The organism is Clostridium sp., from assembly GCF_047718555.1.
In the GTDB taxonomy this organism is placed as follows: domain Bacteria; phylum Bacillota; class Clostridia; order Clostridiales; family Clostridiaceae; genus Clostridium_I.
On the sequence record NZ_JBDNRK010000017.1, the window covers coordinates 49,561 to 73,144 of the forward strand.

Sequence of the window (23,584 nt, forward strand, 5' to 3'; positions counted from 1 at the left end):
TTACTTTACCTCCTGCTTAATATACCAGTTGGAACTTTTTTTATACCATCCATCGTCATAAGGTATATTTTTAATTTTTCTTAATTTATCAACAAAAAATTTATTTTTCAACGCCTTCTGAATTTGACTAATAAACCTTTTTACTCCTTCAAACCCAATTATATTTAAATTATCAATAGCAATAGCAGGAATACCAAGCCTTGCTGCCAGTGAGCTCTTATGGCTTAAACCCACATATAGATCAGGTTTTACTTTATTTAAAATGTTTGCTTCTTCAAAATCTTGACCATCTGCTATGTGTATTTTTATATTTTCATCTATTAGCTTAAATTCTTTTAATTCATCTTTATCTAACTTATCTATATGATCAACTGTTAATCCTATTACATTTCCTCCAAACTCCTCTATGAATTTAGCAACACTAAATCCTAATCTGGTAGGCAAACTAATATATACATTTATACCATTTAAATTATTTCTGTCAGTATATTCTTTAAATTCACTAACAGTTTTAGAAATTACTTCTTCTGTTCTTTCTTTTAATCCTAAAGCTTCTCCTATGGTATAAAACCAATCAACTGTTCTTTTTACTCCAATAGGAAGATTTGCTTGTAAAAAAGGAATATCGTACTTTTCATTTAAGACTTTTAATAGATAATCACTATTGTCATTATCTATACCCACTGAAAGAGCAGCCTTAGACGCCTGTTCAATATTTTTTAAATTTGCAAAGCGTGGTAATATATTTGCTTTTATTCCAATTTTACTTAAAGTATCTTCAATTTCATCTAATTCCTGCTGAGTTTCATGCACTGAAACTAAATTTAATAGATTTGGTTCATTATTATGTTCTTCTTTATCTGCAACTAAATATTTCACAAGAGAATGGAATACCAAGTCACTCCCCATTACACTACTTTTGGACTTGAATCCATCTGAAAAAATAGGAACAATCTTAATATTTAATTTTGCTTCCAGCTCTAAAATTACTGCTAAAATGTCATCATTATTTATGGCAACTACTGGAGTAGCCACAATAAAAATAACATTGGGTTTATACCTTTCCTGTAATTTTATAACAGCTTCTCTTAGCTTTCTTTCCCCACCCAGTATAGAATCTTTTTCATTTAAATTAGTTACAGCCCAATTAGTGCTAATACCTTTAGATAAAAAATCTAATTGAACAACACTGCATCCTGATGGTCCATGAATTACTATTGCAGCATCTTCTATTCCATTAATTGCTTTCAAAGTATATATAATATCATCAAAAGTAGTCTGAGAAAAAGTTCTTATCCTCTGCCTAGCATCTTCCTTTTCTATATCTTCTAACAATAAATCTACATTTCCTAAATATGCACTTAATGTATTTAATCTTTTTTCTCTAATTTGAGGTCTTTTTGTAGATAAAAGTCCCATGTATATTCCTCCTGACATTCTTTCATTCAAACTAAAAATTTAATCTTTAACTTAAAAAAATTTAAAAATAAATTCTGTTGTTATAATTTATAAACAGAATTTATTTTTTCTTATATATTAATTAACTTTAGATAACTTTAACCTTTTCTTGAAATACTGGTAATAATTCATCATTTATTTTATATAAATCATGGCACAAAGTTGTTGGTGCCGCATTACAATCGTATAATTGATCGTAAGTAAATCCTGCTTTTCTGTATATATTATAAACTTTATGAGCCATATCAAGATGCCAAGCAGGCTCAGGAGTACGGTGCCCCTCTAACTCTGACCCTGGATTTGGACACCACGCAGCTACACCACATATAATTCCTTTAGATGCAAGATATTCAACTCCTTCCAGTGTAGAAGCTTTAGGCTCTATTCCACCAACTATATTGGATCTTACTCTTCCATATCCAAATACTTTAACTGCATGTTCCAAGGCTTTAACCCAATGCTCCCAGCCACCGCATTCCTGCTCCTTACCAGGACAAATTGTTTTAAAAATATTTTTATCCCAAAGTTCTATATTAATTCCAATAGTTCTATATCCAACTTCCTTGTATCTATCGATAACCTCGAGATCTGCAGGAGCTCCTATAACACCCGTACCATTAAAATCCTCTAATCCTGTGTGTTCTTTTATAGCTTCAGCTACATCAATGTAATAGTCAACCTCTCTTCTTTCTGGAACAAATCCACCACTTATAGTTATGTGCTTAGCACCATTTTTATAAGCTGCTGCTGCAGTTTCACCAATTTGCTTAGGATACTTCCATTGTATATTTTGCTTTTCTCCATAGGTATCTTTTGTAGCATTTATGTTACAATATTTGCAATCTAGCCCTTTTTCTTTTAGAGAGCATTCATTACTATAGGATACAAAAATAGTGCCTTCTCTATTATAAGTAGCTACGTGAGACATTTCTGTACCATCAGTTGTTTTTAATTTATAGTATCCAGGTCGACTTAAAAATTCAATGGGAAATACTTCGTTACCTTTGTAAGTTAAATAATACTTATTTCCATCATAATTGATAGCATAATTTGATCTTCTATCCCATCTAAATCCTATTTTTAAACCATTTGGTGAAGTAAAGCCCACAGGGAACTCTATACCTGCATGTGGTTCGTGGTCATATTCAAATAATGTGTGTATCTGTTCTTGATATTTACTATTACTTAATCCTAAATTAAGGTGTTTAAATATTGCAGGATTAACATCAATTCCCTCAACCATTGCTGCATTTTTTATTTCTAATTCTTTATACAATTGATTTTTTATATCACTCATTTTTTAATTCCTCCTAAATTTATAAATATATATTTATATTAAAATTTAAATATAATACTCCACAGTTGATTCAGAATCGCCAAAAAATTCAGCATAAATCTCATTTTTAATCTTTATATAATCGTAATTATTCCTTTTCCTAGGTCTTGGAATCTTTACGTCTATTATCTTTTTAATTGTTCCTGGACGACTTGACATAACAACTACACGATCAGCTAAAAAAATAGCTTCATCAATATCATGTGTAACCAAAATCATAGTTGTTTTATCTTTTTCCCATATTTTTAATACCTCCTGCTGCATATTCATTCTAGTAAAAGCATCTAAAGCCCCAAAAGGTTCATCAAGCAATAATATATCAGGATTATTTACAAGAGCTCTCGCTATACTCACACGTTGCTGCATACCTCCAGATAATTGAGAAGGATATGCCTTTTCAAAATTTTCTAATCCAACCAACTCTAAATGTTTTTTTACAATAGGCTTTTTGTTACTTGAACCAAGTTTTTCTGGTAATCCAAATTCAACATTTTTCTCAATAGTAAGCCAAGGAAAAAGTCTAGACTCTTGAAAAATTATTCCTCTATCAACACCCGGACCATTTATAGGCTTTTCTTTTAAATATACATTCCCCTCATACTGTCTTTCCAGTCCGCCTATAATTCTAAGAAGAGTACTTTTACCACAACCACTTGCTCCAACAATACATATAAATTCATTTTTCTGAATCTCCAAATTAATATTATTAAGAACTTTCACTTCACCAGAATCTATTGTAAAATTTTTACACAATCCTTCGATTTTTAAAATTTCTTCATAATTTTTGTCTAATCCCATAAAAACACCTCCCTATCATCGCCATCTATTTATATATCTGCATTCCATCTTAAAATCCTTTTTTGTATTATCTTTATTAAAGTATCTATTAAAAGACCAATAATTCCTATAGAAATAACGCCTACAATCATCACATCTGGCTGTGATAACTCTCTTGCATAAGAAATCAAGTAACCTATACCCGAAGAAGCCGCAATAAGTTCTGCTCCAACAACACTCATCCAAGCACTTCCTATTCCTATTCTAAGTCCAGTAAATATTGAAGGCATTGCAGATGGAAAAATAATTTTTAATAAAACTGTTGTTTTATTTTTCTCAAGTATTTCTCCAACCTCCAAATATTTTTTATTTGTGCTTACAATTCCATGCACTGTATTAAGTAAAACTGGCCAAAATGTACCTATAGCTATAACCGTTACCTTGGATATTTCACCTATACCAAGCCAAAGTATAAGCATAGGCACCCATGCAATTACAGGTATAGGCCTTAATAGTCCAATAAGAAGGACTATGGACCTTTCAAATTTTCTTATCAATCCCATTAAAGTCCCTATTGAAATTCCGAGGATACAGCCTATAGCATATCCCTTTAATACTCTTAGCAAGCTTACCACTAGATGTTTCAATAATTCACCACTTTGAGCCATTTGAACCAATGTATCCCATATAATAATTGGAGAAGGCAATATAGATGGATTGATAAAACCCTTGTCACTAAATATTTCCCATAATATCACAATTACTATAGGAGTTAAAAACATCAAAATATAGTCCAATGTCTTTGAAATATTTGTAGCTATATCTTTTTTTTTATTTTTTTTATTTTCTAGCTTTTTACTTTCTAGCTTCAACATATTACCTCTCCTTTATTGCTGTACATATGCTTATTTACTTAATCCCAGCTTTTTTTAAATAACTTCTATCTATTAAATCAGTAACCTTAACATCTTTTCTTATAACATTATTCTCTTTTAAAAATTTTGTAGTATCATCTACTGATTTCACTTCTTCATCGGTAAAATTGATATCCAATATGTTTTTATCAAATATTGGTTCTAATACAGATGGACTTATCCCTGTATCTTTAGAAACTATACCAACTGCTTCTTTTTTATTATCTTTTATCCACCTTGCAGATTTATCAAGAACTTTTAAAAGACGTACTGTTACATCAGGATGTTCTTTTAAAAATGAATTTTTTGCTATAATAACATTGACATTATTTTTATATCCTGTACCATCCGTAACTATTTTTGCTGAACCTGCATCAACTATTTGGGTGATATTTGGTTCCCAAGTAACTGCCGCATCTATACTATTAGAAGCTAAGCTAGATTTTATATCTCCAGGTTGAAGATTGACTTGTTGAATATCAGTAATCTTCAATCCCACTGATTTTAAATATATATACAAAAGCTGCTGCCCTACAGACCCAATAGTAACACCTACTTTTTTACCCTTTAAATCCGCTATAGAATTTATACCAGATTTACTTGTTGCAAGTAGTGCATTCCCTTTTTCAGTACTGTTGTACACTGCAATAGCTTTTATATCCACATTATTAGCTTTCGCTTGAATTGCAGGTTGATCTCCAACTTGACCAAAATCAAGTCTTCCTCCTGTCATTGCCTCAATTAGCGGTGGCCCTGAAACAAATTTTTCAAATTGAAATGTGATTCCATCCTTTTCAAATTCATCTTTAAGCCATCCTTTATCTCTTGCCACAACAATTTGAGCATGACCAGGCTGATATCCAAATTTTATAACTATAGGTGTTTTAGATTTACTTGCTGATGAATTTCCATTATTTACTTTTCCTGAGCATCCTACAAGTGTTATTAAAGATATTACTAAAGTTCCTAAAAAAAATTTTTTTAAATATTTTTCCACGTTAATGCCATCCCCCTTAAATTTTGCCTAAGATACCTAGCTGTCTAATAAACTTTTTATTTCACTTTTAAAAATAAAAAGAGGCATTTGAAAAAAGTTACTCTTTTTTCAAATGCCTCTAGTTTTTCTAGTCAGCAATAATTCCCAAGTATTCATACCAATATTATATGTTTTAGTATATAATAACCTTTTCTATTAAACTTGTCAATAGAAAATAAAAAACAATTAAAAGTTGACTAAATTGTTTTTTTATTTTAATCATCTATTCAAAAATATCCATCTCCGCACTTAAACATTCCAGAGTATTAACTATTGCATTTTTAGGCTTTGACACTCTTCCAGAAAGAATTGGATCCTTCGTTTCCTTCATCCATTTATCAAGCTGTTTAGATAGCACATTATATACTTCCTCATATCTCTCCTCTTCTACAAGATTTACCCTTTCTACTGGATCTAAATAAAGATCAAAAAGCATTTCTCTTTCCCTTCTATCCTCTAAGTATCCAGATTGAATAAGAAAATCTTTGCTTAAGCCATCGTCTATATTAGCTGGAACCACCGTCTCATGACTATCATAAAACTTGATTAGTTTATACCTCTCAGTGCGTATACACCGCATTGGTTCATATGCTGCATGAAAATTAACTTCAGAAAATAATTCATTTCGTATCTTCACAGCGCTTCCTTCTAAAAGTGGAAGCATAGACTTTCCTTGCAGCCATAAAGGCTTTTCAAGCTTTAAGATATCACAAATTGTGGGAAAGATATCAATCTGAGAAATCAGCGAATCTACTGCTTCACCTTTCATTTTATTTCCAGGATATCGGACGATCAACGAAACCCCAATTCCAGTATCGTATAGATTGCACTTCATTTTAGGAAATGCAATCCCATGGTCAGTTGTATAAATCACTAATGTATCTTTATCCAAACCTGATTTCTTTAATGCCTCCAGCACAATTCCCACGCACTTATCTGCTACAGCTACGGAAGATATAAAGCCCGCCATATCTTCCCTATTTTGCTTATTATCATAAATCGGAAAAGGTGGCATCACGTAATCCTGATTAACTTTGCAATTAATTTCAGGAAATCTCCTGTGAGTGCTCTGCATACCAAATGAAAGAAAAAAAGGTTTATCCTTTTTTTCCTTAAGATAGTCCCCGACCTTTTGTGCATAGGATAGATCAGCAGAAACAAAATCTTCTATTTTATTACCATCATGATAATCAGCTAATACTAAATCATATCCAATCATTTCAGTTTTCGGTGCTTCATGCTGCATACCGCATAAGACTGTCTCATATCCATTTTCTTTTAAATAGCTTGTCAAATGCTGATTATAATCATTCAATTGAAAACCTCGATGTGCCAACCCTAGCATTCCACAGGTATGGGGCATCATTCCAGTGAGTAAACCAGCTCTGCTTGGGGAACAAGTTGGACCTGCACAATAGGCATGTCTAAACAAAGTTCCCTCTTCGGCTAACCTTTGCATATTAGGTGTAGGCATCTGATATCCATAAGGTTGTATATACCTTCCTGTATCATGTGTATGAATATATAGAACATTCATATTATCAATACCTCCATGTTCATTAATAATCAAATATAAATACAAAGTTTATATCAGTTCATTTAAATTTATTTAACACTCTTATTCTGTGGCCAATTCATGCTCTAGAACATAATCTTGATTATCTCCGTCTTCTCTGACATTATAGATTACCTTTTGTATTCTTCCTTTGAACTCAAAAGGAACTTTATATTCCTCAGTTACTGGAGTCATTTCATTACTACCAATTGAAAATAAATCTAAATTAACATTGCCTGAAGTGTCTTTAATTGTAGCTGATCCAACCTCTTTGTCATTAATAAATAGTTTTCCTATTCCAACATCCTGTCCAGTTTTTTCAAACTTAAATTTTAGCTCTAACTCCCCCACTGGTACATGAAAATCTGAAATAATTGAATATCTTTTTTCGCCTACATAATTGTAATGATATTTAAGCTTATTATCTTTTATATACAATGAATATCCACCAAATCTTCCTCCAGAGGCCACTATAACCCCATCATCCTCACTGCTGTTTCTTGTAACATTAGCGATTATTTCATAAGATCTGTCAGCTACCACTGGTGCCGTGGAATTACTTAGAGGTTTAGATCCCCCATAGAATGTGAATGCCCCAGCTGCCGATGGCTTTACTAATCTTTTTTTAATCTTATGAAAATTAAAATCAGCTAAGGGCAAAACACCATATTTCCCAGCTTCTAGCCACCACAAATTAATTAATTCTTTTAGTTTTTCAGGATACTTTTTAGCTAAATCATGGTTTTCTGAAAAGTCTTCCTCAGTATTATATAATTCCCATATATCATCTTCATAATTATCATTATAAAAATGGTTTGCAACAGCCTTCCAGCCCTCACTCCAGATGGCTCTGTGTCCAAGCTGCTCATAGTATTGAATTCTCTTTTTAGTTTTTTTCTGTGAACTGTCAAAGGTATACTTTAAGCTTACACCATGAAAAGGTTTCTGGACAAAGCCTTTAATAGTCTTTGGCTTTTGGATTCCAATTATATCTAAAATCGTTGGAGTTATATCTATTACATGGTGATATTGATTTCTTATACCACCTTTATCCTTAATTCCTTGTGGATAGTGAATTATTAAAGGATCTCTCACTCCACCAGAATGAACCCACACTTTATACCATTTAAAAGGAACATTACCAAGATTAGCCCAACCAAGCGGATAGTGATTGAAGGCGAAAGGTGTTCCAAGCTTATCCACATTTTCTAAATTAAAATCTATTGTTTCCACAGGATATACACTCATGGATTTATATTGATTTATTCTTCCATGAGGTCCTCCTTCTGCACTGGCACCATTGTCAGATATAAGTACTACCACTGTATTATCTAATTGATTAATTTCTCTTAGATAATCGATTAACCTGCCTATGTGGTAGTCCGTATGTTCTAAAAATCCAGCATAGACCTCCATAAACTTCGCATAAAGCTTTTTCTCATCTATGCTTAAACTATCCCATGCCGGCGCTAATTCATTTCTTTCTGTTAATTCAGCATCTTCTGGAATTATTCCCAATTTCCTTTGGTTCTCATACCATCTCTCCCTTAGTGCATCCCAACCTTCATCAAATTTCCCCTTGTATCTATCTATGAACTCCTTTGGCGCATGATGAGGGGAGTGCATAGCTCCGTATGCCAGGTAAAGAAAAAACGGCTTGTCTTCAGCAACAGATTTTTGGCTTGCAATATATTCAATAGCTTTATCCGTTAAATCCTCTGTTAAGTGATATCCTTCTTCCGCTGTTTTAGGCTGTCTTATTCTCTCATTTCCCTGCACTAAATCAGGATTCCATTGATTTGTCATACCTGATAAAAATCCACAATATTTATCAAATCCTCTTTGGAGAGGCCAGTGATCATAAGGACCGGCTGGTGAAGTTTGCTTATTAGGTGCTAAATGCCATTTTCCCAAAGCAAAAGTACTGTATCCTACCTCTTTTAATATTTCGCTCACCAATGCATACCTGTTATCTACCCTACCGCGGGAGTTTGGAAATCCATTTGCAAAATCTGCTACAGTTCCTACACCCACAGAATGATGATTTGCACCAGATAATAGAGAAGCTCTGGTTGCTGAACAAATAGCCGTAGTATGAAAATTATTGTACCTTAGCCCTCCCTTTGCCAAAGCATCAATATTAGGAGTATTTATATTAGATCCATAGCATCCAAGCTGAGCAAAGCCCATATCATCTAAAACTATGTAGACCACATTTGGAGAATTCTTTGGTGGTCTTATTTCCTCTGGGAAATATGGTACTGATTCTTTTACAGTGTTTCTGATAATACCTTCAAATTCATCAATAGTGTTTCTTGCCATATAAATTCATCCCCTTAATCATTATTAAAATACAAATTCATATTCTCTTAGTCTTAACTTTCATTTTTATTAACAACACACAAATCCCAGTCATCATCATCTGTTTTAACATCATTAATCTCAATTATATTATTTGATCATATTGGTACAGTACCCAGTGCCCTAAAATACTTTTAATTAATACTTCTATAATTTCGGCTTAATCTATATGCTAACCCATATATTCTTTCTTCTGTATAAGCAAAAAACTCTTTAAATGCTGAACAGTAATAATTCAATTGAAGTTCTTTATCATCTAATGACTCTCTATTTCTCCTACACCCACCTCTACATAATGCAAAATACTTACAATCAACACATTCCTTATTCACATGTGTTGATACTTCTACAAATTTTTTAGCAACAGTAGAATTACGTAATTCTTCAAAACCGTGAGATTTTATATTACCTAAAAACCATTCATCCGTCACATAGAAGTCACAAGGATAAACTCCTCCATCAGCTTCGAAAACATAATAACACACACATTGTCCCATCATGCCACAGGATTCAGCAGGATATCCCATTGCCATTTGAGTCAAATTTCCAAAATACCTTATATCTAAAACATCGTTATTAATAAAATCCTTATACCAAAGATCAAACAAGTTTTTAAGGAAATATGCATACCTCTGAGGCTTAAGTGAATAATCATAGCTGCCGAGCTCTTCATCTAAAGGGTCAAGACAAGGTATAAATTGTAAATATCTAAAATTATTTTTCTTGAAAAAATTATATACCTTGTTTATATGTCTTGCCACATAAGAAGTAACAACACACAAAATATTGTATTCAACCTTATATTTATTAAAAAGCTTTATAGTTTTCATTACAGAGTGAAAAGATCCATTATTCTTAATATATATCCTTGATAAATCGTGTATATCTTTATTTCCATCTAAAGATATACCTACTAAAAACTTATTTTTTACAAGAAATTGAGCCCATTCATCATCTATAGCTATACCATTTGTCTGTAATGTATTATTTATTTTTAAATTTTTAGTGTTATATTTTTGTTGAAATTCAATTAGCTGTTTGTAAAAATCCAAGCCTATAAGAGTCGGCTCTCCTCCTTGAAATGCAAATGTACAAAATTCATCAGCATACTGAAGAGACTTTTTAACAATTTCCTCTAAAGTATCCATATTCATAAATCCGTAAGATTTAATACTCCTGCTTTCGCTTAGTGAATGATAGAAGCAGTACTTACATCTTAAATTACAATTACTAGAGGATGGTTTTATTAGTATACTTAATGGCGGCATATTCTTCACCTCTTACGCATATATAAATTATGATAATTTTTATTTATATGCAAATAGTGGTAAATTAACTATTCACCACTACTAACTCCAAAAATCTATCATATATTTTTAGACTATATTTATATTATTGGAATGGAAGACTGACATGGAACTCTTGTTTGACATAAACTACATGGTGATACAGATGTATTATAATGTTCTTTTGTATAATTTGCTACTACTTTGTGAATATGCTCTCTACATCTAATTTTATTATGACCTTTTTCACTGATAGATTTCGAAGGACATCTTTCCATACATTTTTTACATACACCCTTTGAATAAAATAAACAATATTCATTATGTCTGATATACTCCCTTTCAGTTACTGGAAGAGGAATTTTAGCAATGATAGAACCAAGTCTTACTGCTATTCCAGCTTTAGTTATAAGAGCACCAGATAATCCAAAGGTACCTAATCCAGATACAAAAGCTGCATGCTTTTCCGACCAAGTCGCTGCCAATTCATATTTTTGACTTTTTTCAACCTTCCAACTTGAAGAACATGAAGGTATTAAAGCTTCATATCCACAGTTAATTAAAAGTTCCTTCAAATATTTTCCCAACCCTAAATTAACTTTTTCTCCGTTAATACGTGCCATTACTAGCCGTTCAGAAGGATAACAGATATCCTTATCATGATCATTTTTAACATTTTCAGCATAGGGCATAACCCAACATATAACAGTTAATTCACTAGCTGTAACCTCTGCTTCGGGATAAACTTCCTTAAATGCCTCTAACGGCGTCCAGTAAAATTCACCAATATCATCTTTAAGTCTTTTATAATATGAATCATTTCCATTAGAAAAACCAATTAAAGGTCCTGATATTGCTTTTTCATTAAATTTATCACCCAATGAATTGTCGCTAGAATTGTTAATATAACTTTTTATATTGTTTTCTATCCATTTCGATAAATCTCTTATCTTGTCCATATTTCTCCTAATTCCATATAAATCATTTCTAGTAATCTTATATTATTTATTTTATTATTAAAATAATAAACATCTAAGTTTATTTGCATTTTTTATATTTAAATTCTTTCACCACCTTTATCAACTGTCTCTTCAAATTCATATAATAAATCTTGATACAACTCATTAAATTTACTGCTGGTTACATTTCTTGGATAAGACAAATCAACATCATAAGTTTTATAAATTCTAGCTGATGGCGATTTAGACATAATTCCTATTCTTTGTCCTAATAAAATTGCTTCTTGAATATCATGAGTAACAAAAATAACAGTTTTTTTAGTTTCACCCCATATTCTCACTAATTCTTTCTGCATGACTCTTCTTGTCTGTGCATCTAAAGCTCCAAAAGGCTCATCCATTAATAGAATTTTAGAATCATTTGCCAATACTCTTGCCAGTTGAACCCTCTGCTTCATACCACCTGAAAGCTCATATGGAAATTTTTTTTCATGACCTGATAATCCAACTAAGTTTATATAGTTATTTGAAATTTTACTTCTTTCTTCTCTACTAATTTTTTTCATTTTTAAGCCAAATTCCACATTTTCTTTTACCGTAAGCCATGAAAAAAGTGAAGCATCCGGATGTTGGAATACTACTGCTCTTTCCCTACTTGGTCTATTAATATCTTTATCATCTACAACTAATTTACCATTAGTCTTTTCAATAAATCCTGCAATTATATTCAATAATGTGGATTTACCACAGCCACTTGGTCCTAACAGAATAAAAAATTCACCACCATTTAAATGAAGATTAATATCCTCAATTACATATTGTGATTCACCTTCTGACCACTCATCACTATAAGTTTTATTTAAATTCTCAATTAATATTGAATTATCTTTTCCCATTTTATAATCCCCCCCAAAATAAATTATAAATTCTAATGAACTAATATTAATATGTACTTATTCAAATTATTAAGTCTTTTTATATTTTCATTTCTCTTTTTAAATAAAACTAATTACAACTTATCAAATGTTATACTTTAAACACTAATTAAGAAAATCCACCCCTTAAATAGAGGCAGATTTTACCGCAATTCAACTTTTTTTACAGATAATCTTTCTTAAAATACTAAAATATTATCTATAACAAAAAACCATGGCCACTATCAGCTTACTTAAAATTATTAGGATTATATGTAAGTTTTGATGGAAGAGCCTGCTTTAGTGGATCTGTTACTATTTTATCTTTCAAATCATAGCCACCCTTAATTAAATTATTTTTTGTAGAATAATCGTAAACATCATACAATTGCTTAACATCATCATCACTTAAACGAATATCCTCAGTAGTATCTTTTAACTGTCTTAATACACTATCTTCAGGTGCCTTAATTATATTAGCATCAATTTTAGCTGCTTCCTCAGGATTTTCATTTATAAATTTTGCCGCCTCATCTAATGACAATAATATTTTCTTGGCTGCTTCTGGTTTTTCCTTTAAAAGTTTATCCTTGGCTATTAAAAAACCACGCTGTATAAATGGTATATCAGCCTGACTTCCTATAACTTTAGCTCCTGGGGTTTTCAATGCTCTATCAAGGCTAACTCCACCGAAAAATGCTCCTTTGATATCTCCTCTTTCAAATGCTGCTATTTCCTCAGCATCTGATGCAAGGCCTTGTATTTTAACTTCGTTTGATTTTATATTATTTTTATCTAAATATTTAGCTAGAATATACTCACCTACTGTAGCCTTTTGAACTCCAATTGATTTTCCCTTTAATTGCTGTACAGAATTTATACCATCGCGTACCACGTATTTAACATTTTCAGCTTTACCCATATTAAGAAAACTTAAAAGTCTCAAATCACCAGTGTTAAATCTTGAAAGAGATGCAAAATCTGCTGCCAATCCTACATCAACCTGATCTGCCAAAGCTGCATTTATAGTATCAATACCATAAGAGAAATTAACCAATTGTGGCTGTATACCATTTTTAACAAAATAACCTTTTTGATTTGCTATCTGAAATTCTATAGAAAATACAGTTGCATCTACACCAAATCTTACAGGAATTAAATTTTGCTTTGTATTTCCACTACCATTACTAGAAGCAGCTTTTGCACCGCTATTTCCACAACCTGTAACTATTAACATTACTCCTACTATAAATACTGCTATTAATGATAATTTTTTGTTTTTCATTTTTTCCTGCCTCTTTTTGGTTTTTATTTTAATTAAGTTTTTAAATAACAATAATTGTAAAATTAAACAAGTCATCATTTTGTGGTATAATGTTTTCGCTAAAAGCCCAAAATATTTTAACAAAGGATGACTTGAATATGATACTTTTGTCATACTTGCTGATGCAGCTTATGATGATACCAATTAATATATAAATTTACTTTTTATCCATTAAGCTGCTCTCCTTAAACCACCTTTGCTGCTAACTCCATAATTCTTGAAAACTGATCCTGCCACAACTCCTAAAACCTTATCTGTAACAAAACCCATAAGTCCCAATGAAATTAGCCCAATAAATACCCATTCAGTTTTAAAATACAATCTGGCAGTCCATATAAGATAACCTATTCCTTCATTTGCAGCAAGCATTTCAGCTCCTACAATAGCTGCAAATGAATTACCCATAGCCAGTCTTACACCTGTAAAAACATGAGGAACAGAAGCAGGTATTATAACATTAAATAGTATTTGACTTTCTGATGCTCCTAAACATCTTGCTGCTCTTATCTTTTCCTCCTGAATATTAGCTACTCCTATAGATGTATTTAACATAACAATAAAAGTAGTTGCATACATTATTAAAACAATTTTTCCTGCTTCACCAATACCAAACCACAATATAAATAGTGTTATAAAACCAATTGCAGGAACAAATCTAAAGAAATTTAGAATAGGTTCTATAAAAGCTTTCACAGCTTTTATCTTTCCAATTAACAAGCCAATTGGTATACCTACAAGACTTCCCAATGCCCATCCTGTAAGAACCCTGCGAAAGCTTATAAGAATAAATTTAAATAAACTTCCATCATTAACTAATTCTTTTCCACCTGCTATAACTGCTACGGGTCCCGGTAAAAAATCAGGTCTGGAAAAAAGTGAAGCAATCTCCCATATTACAATTATAAAAACCCAAGATACTATTCCTAACTTTAGTAATTTACTAAAATACTTCATATGTTACCTCCTAATTACAATACGCTTACTTTTGGTTGATAATAGTGATTTTTTTCTAGCTTTGGCTGAGCATATGCTGATTCTTCTTCAAATTCACCTAAAAGTTTTCTATACTGCTCATTAAATTCACTGCTTGTTATGTTCCTTGGATAAGGAAAATCAACATCATAAATTTTATAGATGCTGGCAGAAGGTGACTTCGACATAATACCTATTTTTTGTCCTAATATAAGAGCTTCTTGAATATCATGTGTAACAAAAACAACAGTTTTTTTGGTTTCAAGCCATATTCTCACCAGTTCTTTCTGCATAATACGTCTTGTCTGTGCATCCAAAGCTCCAAATGGCTCATCCATCAATAGTATTTGTGGATCATTTGCAAGCACTCTTGCCAATTGAACTCTCTGTTTCATACCACCTGAAAGTTCATGAGGAAATTTTTTTTCGTGACCTGTCAATCCAACTAGTTCTATATATTTACTGGATATCTTACTTTTCTCTTCTTTGCTTACTCTTTTCATTTTCAAACCAAATTCCACATTTTCTTTAACATTAAGCCATGAAAAAAGTGAAGCATCTGGATGCTGAAATACTACTGCTCTTTCTCTACCGGGCTTATCAACTTTTTTATTTCCTATAAGCACATTGCCCTCAGTTTTTTCTATAAATCCAGCAATTATATTTAACAAGGTTGATTTACCACAGCCACTTGGTCCTAACAGGATAAAGAACTGTCCGCCATCCAGATTAAGATTAATATCCTCTAAAACATACTTGGATTCATTTTTTGATGATTCATTATAGCTTTTATTTAAATGCTCAATTACTATTGAATTTTCCTTTGCCATTTTACCATCCCCCTAAAATTTATACTATAAACCTCTACTTAAGATTATCAGGATTAAATGTAAGTTTTGATGGAAGAGCTTGCTTCAATGGATCTGTTACTATTTTATCTTTTAAATTAAAACCACCCTTAATTAAATTATTCTTTACAGCATAATCGTAAACATCTTGCAATTGCTTAACATCATCATCATTTAAACGAATATCTTGAGTAGTATCTTTTAAATTTCTTAATACACCATCCTTAGGTGCTTTGATTATATTAGCTTCAATTTCGGCAGCCTGTTCTGGATTTGAATTTATAAATTTTGCAGCTTCATCTAACGCCAATATTATTTTCTTAGCTGCTTCTGGTTTTTCCTTTAAAAGCTTATCTTTTACTATTAAATAACCACGTGATTGAAAAGGTATATCGGCCTGACTCCCTATAACCTTAGCTCCTGGAGTCTTTAGTACTTTATCAAGATCAACTCCACCAAAAAATCCTCCTTTAATATCTCCTCTTTCAAATGCTGCTATTTGCTCAGCATTTGATGTAAAGCCTTGTATTTTAACTTCATTTGGTTTTATATTATTTTTTTCTAAATATCTAGCTAAAGCATACTCACCTACGGTAGCTTTGGCAACTCCAATAGGCTTTCCCTTTAATTGATCTGGAGAAGTTATACCATCACGTGCTACATACTTGGTGTTTTCAGCTTTACCAGTGTTGAGGAAACTTAAGAGTCTCAAATCTCCGCTGCTAAATCTTGAAAGTGCTGCAAAATCTGCTGCGAGTCCTACATCAACCTGATCTGCTAAGGCTGCATTTATAGTATCAATACCATAAGAAAAATTAACTAATTGTGGTTGTATACCATTTTTAGTAAAATAGCCATTTTTATTTGCTACTTGAAATTCTACAGAAAATGCACTTGCATCTACACCAAATCTTACTGGTATTGCCTTTTGACTTCCATTAGTACCGTTATTATCAGCGGAGGCTTTCGCACCACTATTTCCGCAACCTGTAACTATTAGCATTATTCCTACTATAAGTACTGCTATTAATGATAATTTTTTATTTTTCATTTTTACACTTCCTTTTTTTCATTTTTATTTCAAACAAAAAAGTCTACCTCTTAAACAGAGGCAGACTTTTCTGCTATTCCACTCTAATTATCATATATAAATAAAACATGATATCACATAACAAAGTACAACAATACTTTTACGCTATAACAGGCGTACCTACTTGAATTTACTATAATTCAATTCAGTGCTCCAGGATGCATTTCCATTAAGCTCCATTTAAAGTTCCTTTCAGCCTTTGAGAACTTCTCTCTAAAAATTTTAATTAATGTACTTCTTCCCTTCATTACATTTAACAATATTAATTTAAAATAACTTTTTTAATTTATAGTGCAGTATATTACTTAGAATTATCAGCCTTATACGTAAGTTTTGATGGAAGAGCCTGCTTTAATGGATCAGTTACTATTTTATCTTCCAATTTAAAACCACCTTTAATCAAATTACTCTTTACAGCATAATCATTAACATCCTTCAATTGCTTAACATCCTCATCAGATAGACGAATATCAAAAGTATAGTCTTTTATTTCTCTTAATACACTATCCTTAGGTGCTTTAATTATGTTAGCTTCAATTTCAGCTGCTGCTTCTGGATTTTCATTTATATATTTTGTTGCTTCATCTAAAGCCAATATAATTCTTTTAGCTGCTTCTGGTTTTTCCTTTAAAAGCTTATCTTTTACTATTAAAAAAGCACGGGATGAGAATGGTATATCAGCTTGAGTCCCTATAACCTTAGCACCTGGAGTCTGAAGAACTTTGTCAAGATTAACTCCAGCAAAGAAACCTCCCTTTATATCACCTCTTGAAAATGCTGCTATTTCCTCGGCATTTGCTGTGAAACCTTGTATTTTAACTTGATCTGGTTTTATATTATTTTTATCTAAATATTTTGCTAAAGCATACTCACCTACAGTACCCTTTGCAACTCCAATTGGCTTTCCCTTTAATTGCTCTGGAGAAGTTATACCATCACGTGTCACATACTTAGTATTTTCAGCTTTACCATTGCTGATAAAACTTAAAAGTCTCAAATCTCCACTGCTGAACCTTGAAAGTGCTGCGAAATCTGCTGCAAGTCCTACATCAACCTGATCTGCCAAAGCTGCATTTATAGTATCAATACCGTAAGAAAAAGTAACTAACTGTGGTTGTATACCGTTTTTAGTAAAAAAACCCTTTGCATTTGCTATCTGAAATTGCGTAGAAAATACCGCTGACTCTACACCAAATCTTACAGGGATTAAACTTTGTTTTCCACTAGCACTATTATCAGCTGAAGCTTTTGCACTACTATTTCCGCAGCCTGTAACTATTAACATTATTCCTACTATAAATATTGCTATTAATGATAATTTTTTATTTTTCATTTGTTCTGCCCCTTATACTTTTACTTTATGTTAAATTTACTATAATTCACTCCAATACTCTAGGACATTTCTATTAAGCTCTATTTAAAGTTCTTTTCAGCCTATTAAATATGCGTAACTGTACTAATAGTATCTTTATTAAACTTATCTGAATAGTCGGTTTCTAAGTATTTTTTTATTTTTTCTACTTTATCAAGCCTCTCCCATGGTAAATCTATATCAGTTCTCCCAAAATGCCCATAGGCTGCTGTTTGCTTGTATATAGGTCTTCTTAGATCAAGCTCTCTTATAATAGCTGCAGGTCTCAAATCAAATACTTTTCCTACTATCTCTACTATATTTTCTTCTGGAATTTTTCCTGTTCCAAAAGTGTCTACAGTAATTGACACTGGTCTTGCAACTCCAATTGCATATGCTATTTCTATTTCTAGCTTTTCTGCAACTCCTGCTGCTACTAAATTCTTTGCAACCCATCTTCCAGCATAGGCTCCTGATCTATCTACCTTTGTTGGATCTTTTCCTGAGAATGCACCACCACCATGTCTTCCGTAGCCACCGTATGTATCTACTATAATTTTTCTACCTGTTAATCCAGAATCTCCTTGTGGACCTCCTATTATAAATCTTCCTGTTGGATTTATAAAATATTTTGTTTTATCATCCAATAAGTTTTCTGGAACTACAACTTTTATCACATTTTTAACAATATCTTCCTTTATTTGTTCTAAGCTAACATCTGGACTATGTTGTGTTGAAACTACTATAGTATCTACATGAACAGGTTTATCATTTTCATCATATTCAATAGTTACTTGAGTTTTCCCATCTGGTCTTAAATATTTAAGTGTACCATTTTTTCTAACTTCTGTTAGTCTTCTTGAAAGTTTATGTGCTAATGCTATTGGTGTTGGTAAATATTCTGGCGTTTCAGTTGTAGCAAAACCAAAAACCATTCCTTGATCTCCAGCACCTATAGCTTCAATCTCATCTTTTTCTCCTAATTTTGATTCTAAAGCTTCATCTACTCCTAATGCTATATCAGCGGATTGCTCATCTATTGATGTTAATACTGCAAGAGTACTAGCATCAAAACCATATTTTGCACGATTATATCCTATTTCATCAATAGTTTTTCTAGCTATTTTAGGAATATCTACATAAGCACTTGTAGATATTTCCCCTACTAATAAAACTAAACCTGTAGTAACTGTAGTTTCTACAGCAACTCTACCATTAGGATCTTTTTCGATTATTGCATCTAGTATTGAGTCAGATATTTGATCTGCAATTTTATCTGGATGCCCTTCAGTAACTGATTCTGATGTAAATAATCTTCCCATTTTAAATCACCTTCCATTTTTAAATTTAATATATATTTACCCTCTCATTAACTCTCTTTTATACCATATTTATATATAAATATTATATTGCTTCTGCTCCACTTACCTCGCCAGACTCTAATTTAAATATTTTATCTCCCCAATCTCTTGCCCAATCTCTTAATTCTGTAACATTTAATGGATTTGGAACATTTAAATCTTCATCATTTGCTATAAACTTTGCTAAGTTTCTATAAATGTCTGCATGTTCTGATTTAGGATTAGCTTCAATTACAGTCTTTCCATATAATTCACTTTGAGAAACTACCAAAGAACGTGGAACATATCCTACTACTTTTGTGCCTGTTCGTGATGCAAAATCATTTACTAATGATTCTGAATAAGTTGCGGTTAAACCATTTGCAATAACTCCTCCAAGTTTTGCTCCACCTGAAGGAGCATATTTATTTATTGCTTTAAAGAGATTATTAGCAGCATATATAGCCATAAAGTCTGATGAGCTTACTACATAGGCTCTATCAGTTATTCCATCTCTTATTGGTACTGCAAATCCACCACATACTACATCACCTAAAACGTCATATAACACATAATCTGCTTCATACTTCTCAAATACATTTAATTCTTGAAGTAGAGAAACTGCCGCATTTATTCCTCTTCCTGCACATCCTACTCCTGGCACTGGTCCACCTGCTTCAATACATAACACTCCACCGAAACCAACTACAGAAATATCTTCTAATTTTACATGATTACTTTCCCTTAGACTGTCTAATACAGTAGGTAAATAATTTCCTCCTCTTAGAGTATTAGTGGAATCACTTTTAGGATCACATCCAATTTGTATTACTCTATAGCCTGCTTCTGCTAAAGCTGCACTGATATTGGAAGTAGTAGTTGATTTACCAATGCCGCCTTTTCCATAGATAGCTATATGCTTTGTTTTCTTTGCCATAATTCATATTCCTTTCTTTATAAGGTTTTAAATTTAATAAATAAAAAAGGCCAAGCTTTATCTTAATAAAATAAAACTTAGCCTCCAGTTTTTCTGGTCAACTAATTCTTAGTATTCGTATATGTTTTATATAAATATATAACTTATTGATAGATTTGTCAATACTAAAACATAAATTTATATATATTTTTTAAGATAATTAAGACAAATATAGCCTGTGAGTTAACAGAATCAATACCTAATCCTGTTAATAAAAATTATATTTTCTTTAAATACACCTTAAAACTTAATATTTAACTAATATTTCTATACTTAATTAAGTACTATATGCTTTTCAAAGTCTGGCAATAATTCATCCTCTATACGATACAAATCATGTATGATAAATGTAGTTGGAGTAGCTTTATATAATTGTTCATAAGTGATGCCATTCTTTCTCAATATATTTGTTACTCTTTTAACTACATCCCAATGCCATTCAGGCGTTGGCGTACGATGTCCTTCAAACTTAGAACCAATATTAGGGACCCAACTTGATGCTGTAGCCACTACCCCCAATGAGGAAAGATAATCAATTCCCTCCAGTAAATATTCCTTTGGTTCAAGTCCTGCTACAAAATTACTCCTAACATTTCCAAAGCCAAATACCTCTATTGCATACTTTATTGCCTCAACCCAATGTTCATGGCCACCACCGCATGCTGCATCACCCTTTCCTGGGCATATTGCATCAAAAAACTTTTTATTCCAAACTTCCATATTAAAAGCTATTGTACTAAAACCAACCTCTTTATATTTTTCAATAACTGATAAATCAGCTGGTGCTCCAATACATGCTGTACCATTAAAATCCCGTCTTCCTAAGGCTTCTTGAATACTTTCTGCCGTATCCAAGTAGTAATCAACCTCTCTTCTTTCTGGTATAAAGCCACCAGTAATAGTTACATGGTCTAGCCCTTCATCATAGGCTGCCTTAACTGTTTCAGCTATTTGCTTTGGATATTTCCACTTAATACCTTCCTTTTCTCCAAATCTATCTTTTGTAGCATTTATATTACAAAATAAACAGTCCAATCCTTTATCTTTTAAGGCACATTCGTTACTATATGCAATTACCATCTGTCTATCACCATATCTAAAGTCTCCAGATGCCATGGCTATAGTTTTCATTAATACACCATCAGAAGTTTTTTGTGAGAAAAATTCAGGTGGCTTAAGAAAACTTAATTTTGATAATCTTACTCCCTCTTTTAAAATATAAAAATCATCTTCTTCTTTTTCTATATAATAAGGTGACTTACTACTTTTATTTAAAAATACCCCAAATCCATTTTCAAGACGAAAGCCTAAAGGTACTTCATATTTTTCCGTATTGTCTAATGAAAAATCCATACAATTATGAGATTGTGACAGATTCTTGTTATTTCTCAGATCTTCTTTAAAAATACTTGGATCAAATCTAATTCCTTCAACTGCCAATGCATTCTTTAACTCTACTTCTCTGTATAATTTGTTTTTTAATTCTAATTTTTCATTACTCATTTTTTAATTTCTCCCCCCCTAGTCATTTATGACCCTTTATTTGTAAAATTTTAGATTTAATAAAAAAAACTAAGTTCATTTTTAAAAATAAACTTAGTCTCCAGTTCCTCTAGTCAACTAATTCTTAGTATACATATGTGTTTTATATTAATATATGATTTATTAATCTATTTGTCAATACTAAAATAGAAGTTTGTTTTTATATAAATTTTTAAAAAGTTTCTACCACTAATCTTTGATTAATTTAAGTAATCTAATCTCTATTTTAAATCATCAGGATTATAAGTAAATTTTGATGGGAGAGCCTGTTTTAAAGGTTCAGTTGCAATTTTATCTTTTAAATCGAAACCTCCCTTAATTAAATTGTTACTTGTTGCATAATCATAAACATCCTTCAATTGCTTAATATCTTCACTGCTAAGGCGTATATCATTAATTTGATCCTTAAGTTGCCTTTCAAGACTTTCCTTAGGTACTTTTAATTTATCCGCTTGAATCTGTGCAGCCTCATCTGGATTTGTTTCACTAAATTTTACAGCATCATTTAAAGCTAATAGCATCCTTTTAGCCGCATCAGGTTTTTCCTTTAATAATTTATTCGTCGTTACAATAAAAGCACGTGACGAAAAAGGTATGTCTTTCTGGCTGCCTATGACCCTTGCTCCAGGAATTTTTAAAGCCTTATCAAGCCAAGCTGCCCCAAAAAATGCTGCTTTCACATCTCCTCTTGAAAAAGCTGCTAGAACTTCAGATGCAGAACCAAGACCTTGCTTCTTTACTTCATCTTGCTTTATATTAAATTTTTCTAAATATTTATAAACTACAACTTCATCTACAGTACCCTTTTGAAGTCCTATGGATTTTCCTTTTAAATCTTCCGGAGAATTAATCCCAGGTAATGCAACAAGTTTAGAATTTTCCGGTTTACCTTGCTGAGCAAAGCTTATAATTCTTAAATCTCCGCTGCTAAGCCTTGAAAGTACTGCATAATCCGCTGCAACTCCAACATCAACCTGACCTACTACTGCTGCATTCAGTGTTTCAACACCATTAGCAAAAGTAGTAAGTTCTGGCTTGATACCACGTTTCTCAAAAAAACCTTTTTCATTTGCAATTAAAAAGAGATATGGAAGAGTACCAGAACCTCCTACTCCAAACTTAACGGGGATTAAAGTTTGCTTCTCATTACTAGATGCTGCTTTGGTTCCTGCCTTTCCACATCCTGTTACTACTAACATTATTCCTAAAATAATTATTGCGATTGAAGACAACTTTTTCTTTTTCATTTTTATATTCTCCTTGTATAATGTAGTCATAATATTCAATAGAGAACTATCTAAATTTCTAACGAACATTAAAACTCATTTCTTTTAATTTATTCGAAGATTTTCTACCCGATAGGGTGTACTAATCTCATCTAACTTAGTTTTCTATTTATCCCTTAACGGGAAATCATACTAGTAAATATTAATGTTATAATATCTCCTGAATAGAAGATAGATGTAATTCTCCTGGGAAGTGACTCTAACGAGTCATTAATACCCGTGAATAAGCGTATCATTCCATCAGTGAGAGTTCTATGTT

The 23,584-nt window shown here is 31.9% G+C and carries 19 protein-coding genes; all 19 read right to left on the bottom strand.

The genetic code is table 11. The features are described 5' to 3' along the window. The gene (locus ABF633_RS08895; protein ID WP_415523340.1) at positions 1-1,419 is read right to left on the bottom strand and encodes a nitrogenase component 1; all 1,419 of its coding nucleotides are present in this window, start codon (positions 1,417-1,419) and stop codon (positions 1-3) included. Between the two features lie 127 nt (positions 1,420-1,546). Further along, positions 1,547-2,755 carry a radical SAM protein gene (locus tag ABF633_RS08900; RefSeq protein ID WP_415523341.1) on the bottom strand — a complete coding sequence of 403 codons (1,209 nt, stop codon included), beginning with the start codon at positions 2,753-2,755 and terminating at the stop codon, positions 1,547-1,549. Between the two features lie 45 nt (positions 2,756-2,800). After that, positions 2,801-3,592: an ABC transporter ATP-binding protein gene (locus tag ABF633_RS08905; RefSeq protein ID WP_415523342.1), complete on the bottom strand. Its 792-nt coding sequence runs from the start codon at positions 3,590-3,592 to the stop codon at positions 2,801-2,803. Positions 3,593-3,621: 29 nt separating this feature from the next. Further along, positions 3,622-4,446 carry an ABC transporter permease gene (locus ABF633_RS08910; RefSeq protein ID WP_415523344.1) on the bottom strand — a complete coding sequence of 275 codons (825 nt, stop codon included), beginning with the start codon at positions 4,444-4,446 and terminating at the stop codon, positions 3,622-3,624. A 34-nt stretch (positions 4,447-4,480) separates the two neighbouring features. Beyond that, on the bottom strand, positions 4,481-5,482 hold the full coding sequence (locus tag ABF633_RS08915) for an ABC transporter substrate-binding protein (RefSeq protein WP_415523345.1): 1,002 nt from the start codon (positions 5,480-5,482) through the stop codon (positions 4,481-4,483). A 262-nt stretch (positions 5,483-5,744) separates the two neighbouring features. Continuing rightward, the gene (locus ABF633_RS08920) at positions 5,745-7,058 is read right to left on the bottom strand and encodes a sulfatase (RefSeq protein ID WP_415523346.1); all 1,314 of its coding nucleotides are present in this window, start codon (positions 7,056-7,058) and stop codon (positions 5,745-5,747) included. An 81-nt stretch (positions 7,059-7,139) separates the two neighbouring features. Then, positions 7,140-9,398: an arylsulfatase gene (locus ABF633_RS08925; protein WP_415523347.1), complete on the bottom strand. Its 2,259-nt coding sequence runs from the start codon at positions 9,396-9,398 to the stop codon at positions 7,140-7,142. Between the two features lie 173 nt (positions 9,399-9,571). Further along, a complete protein-coding gene (locus ABF633_RS08930; RefSeq protein WP_415523349.1) occupies positions 9,572-10,705 on the bottom strand; it encodes an anaerobic sulfatase maturase in 1,134 nt (377 codons plus the stop codon). Positions 10,706-10,824: 119 nt separating this feature from the next. Next, positions 10,825-11,682 carry a hypothetical protein gene (locus ABF633_RS08935; protein ID WP_415523350.1) on the bottom strand — a complete coding sequence of 286 codons (858 nt, stop codon included), beginning with the start codon at positions 11,680-11,682 and terminating at the stop codon, positions 10,825-10,827. A 98-nt stretch (positions 11,683-11,780) separates the two neighbouring features. Then, positions 11,781-12,578: an ABC transporter ATP-binding protein gene (locus ABF633_RS08940; protein WP_415523351.1), complete on the bottom strand. Its 798-nt coding sequence runs from the start codon at positions 12,576-12,578 to the stop codon at positions 11,781-11,783. A 268-nt stretch (positions 12,579-12,846) separates the two neighbouring features. Further along, positions 12,847-13,881 (bottom strand): ABC transporter substrate-binding protein, encoded by a 1,035-nt coding sequence (locus tag ABF633_RS08945; protein ID WP_415523352.1) that lies wholly within the window; start codon positions 13,879-13,881, stop codon positions 12,847-12,849. Positions 13,882-14,091: 210 nt separating this feature from the next. Next, positions 14,092-14,874, bottom strand: a complete 783-nt coding sequence (locus ABF633_RS08950) for an ABC transporter permease (protein WP_415523354.1) — start codon at positions 14,872-14,874, stop codon at positions 14,092-14,094. Between the two features lie 14 nt (positions 14,875-14,888). Next, on the bottom strand, positions 14,889-15,722 hold the full coding sequence (locus tag ABF633_RS08955) for an ABC transporter ATP-binding protein (protein WP_415523355.1): 834 nt from the start codon (positions 15,720-15,722) through the stop codon (positions 14,889-14,891). Positions 15,723-15,756: 34 nt separating this feature from the next. Next, positions 15,757-16,791: an ABC transporter substrate-binding protein gene (locus tag ABF633_RS08960; RefSeq protein WP_415523356.1), complete on the bottom strand. Its 1,035-nt coding sequence runs from the start codon at positions 16,789-16,791 to the stop codon at positions 15,757-15,759. Positions 16,792-17,131: 340 nt separating this feature from the next. Further along, positions 17,132-18,163: an ABC transporter substrate-binding protein gene (locus ABF633_RS08965; protein ID WP_415523357.1), complete on the bottom strand. Its 1,032-nt coding sequence runs from the start codon at positions 18,161-18,163 to the stop codon at positions 17,132-17,134. Positions 18,164-18,267: 104 nt separating this feature from the next. Further along, positions 18,268-19,503 carry a methionine adenosyltransferase gene (metK, locus tag ABF633_RS08970; RefSeq protein WP_415523358.1) on the bottom strand — a complete coding sequence of 412 codons (1,236 nt, stop codon included), beginning with the start codon at positions 19,501-19,503 and terminating at the stop codon, positions 18,268-18,270. 82 nt (positions 19,504-19,585) lie between these two features. Further along, complete coding sequence (locus ABF633_RS08975) at positions 19,586-20,458, bottom strand: AAA family ATPase (protein ID WP_415523359.1); 873 nt, start codon at positions 20,456-20,458, stop codon at positions 19,586-19,588. A 312-nt stretch (positions 20,459-20,770) separates the two neighbouring features. Next, positions 20,771-22,000, bottom strand: coding sequence for a radical SAM protein (locus ABF633_RS08980; RefSeq protein ID WP_415523360.1), 1,230 nt, complete (start codon positions 21,998-22,000; stop codon positions 20,771-20,773). A 260-nt stretch (positions 22,001-22,260) separates the two neighbouring features. Next, entirely contained in the window at positions 22,261-23,286 is a 1,026-nt protein-coding gene (locus ABF633_RS08985; protein WP_415523361.1) for an ABC transporter substrate-binding protein, read from the bottom strand. Positions 23,287-23,584: the final 298 nt, after the last annotated feature.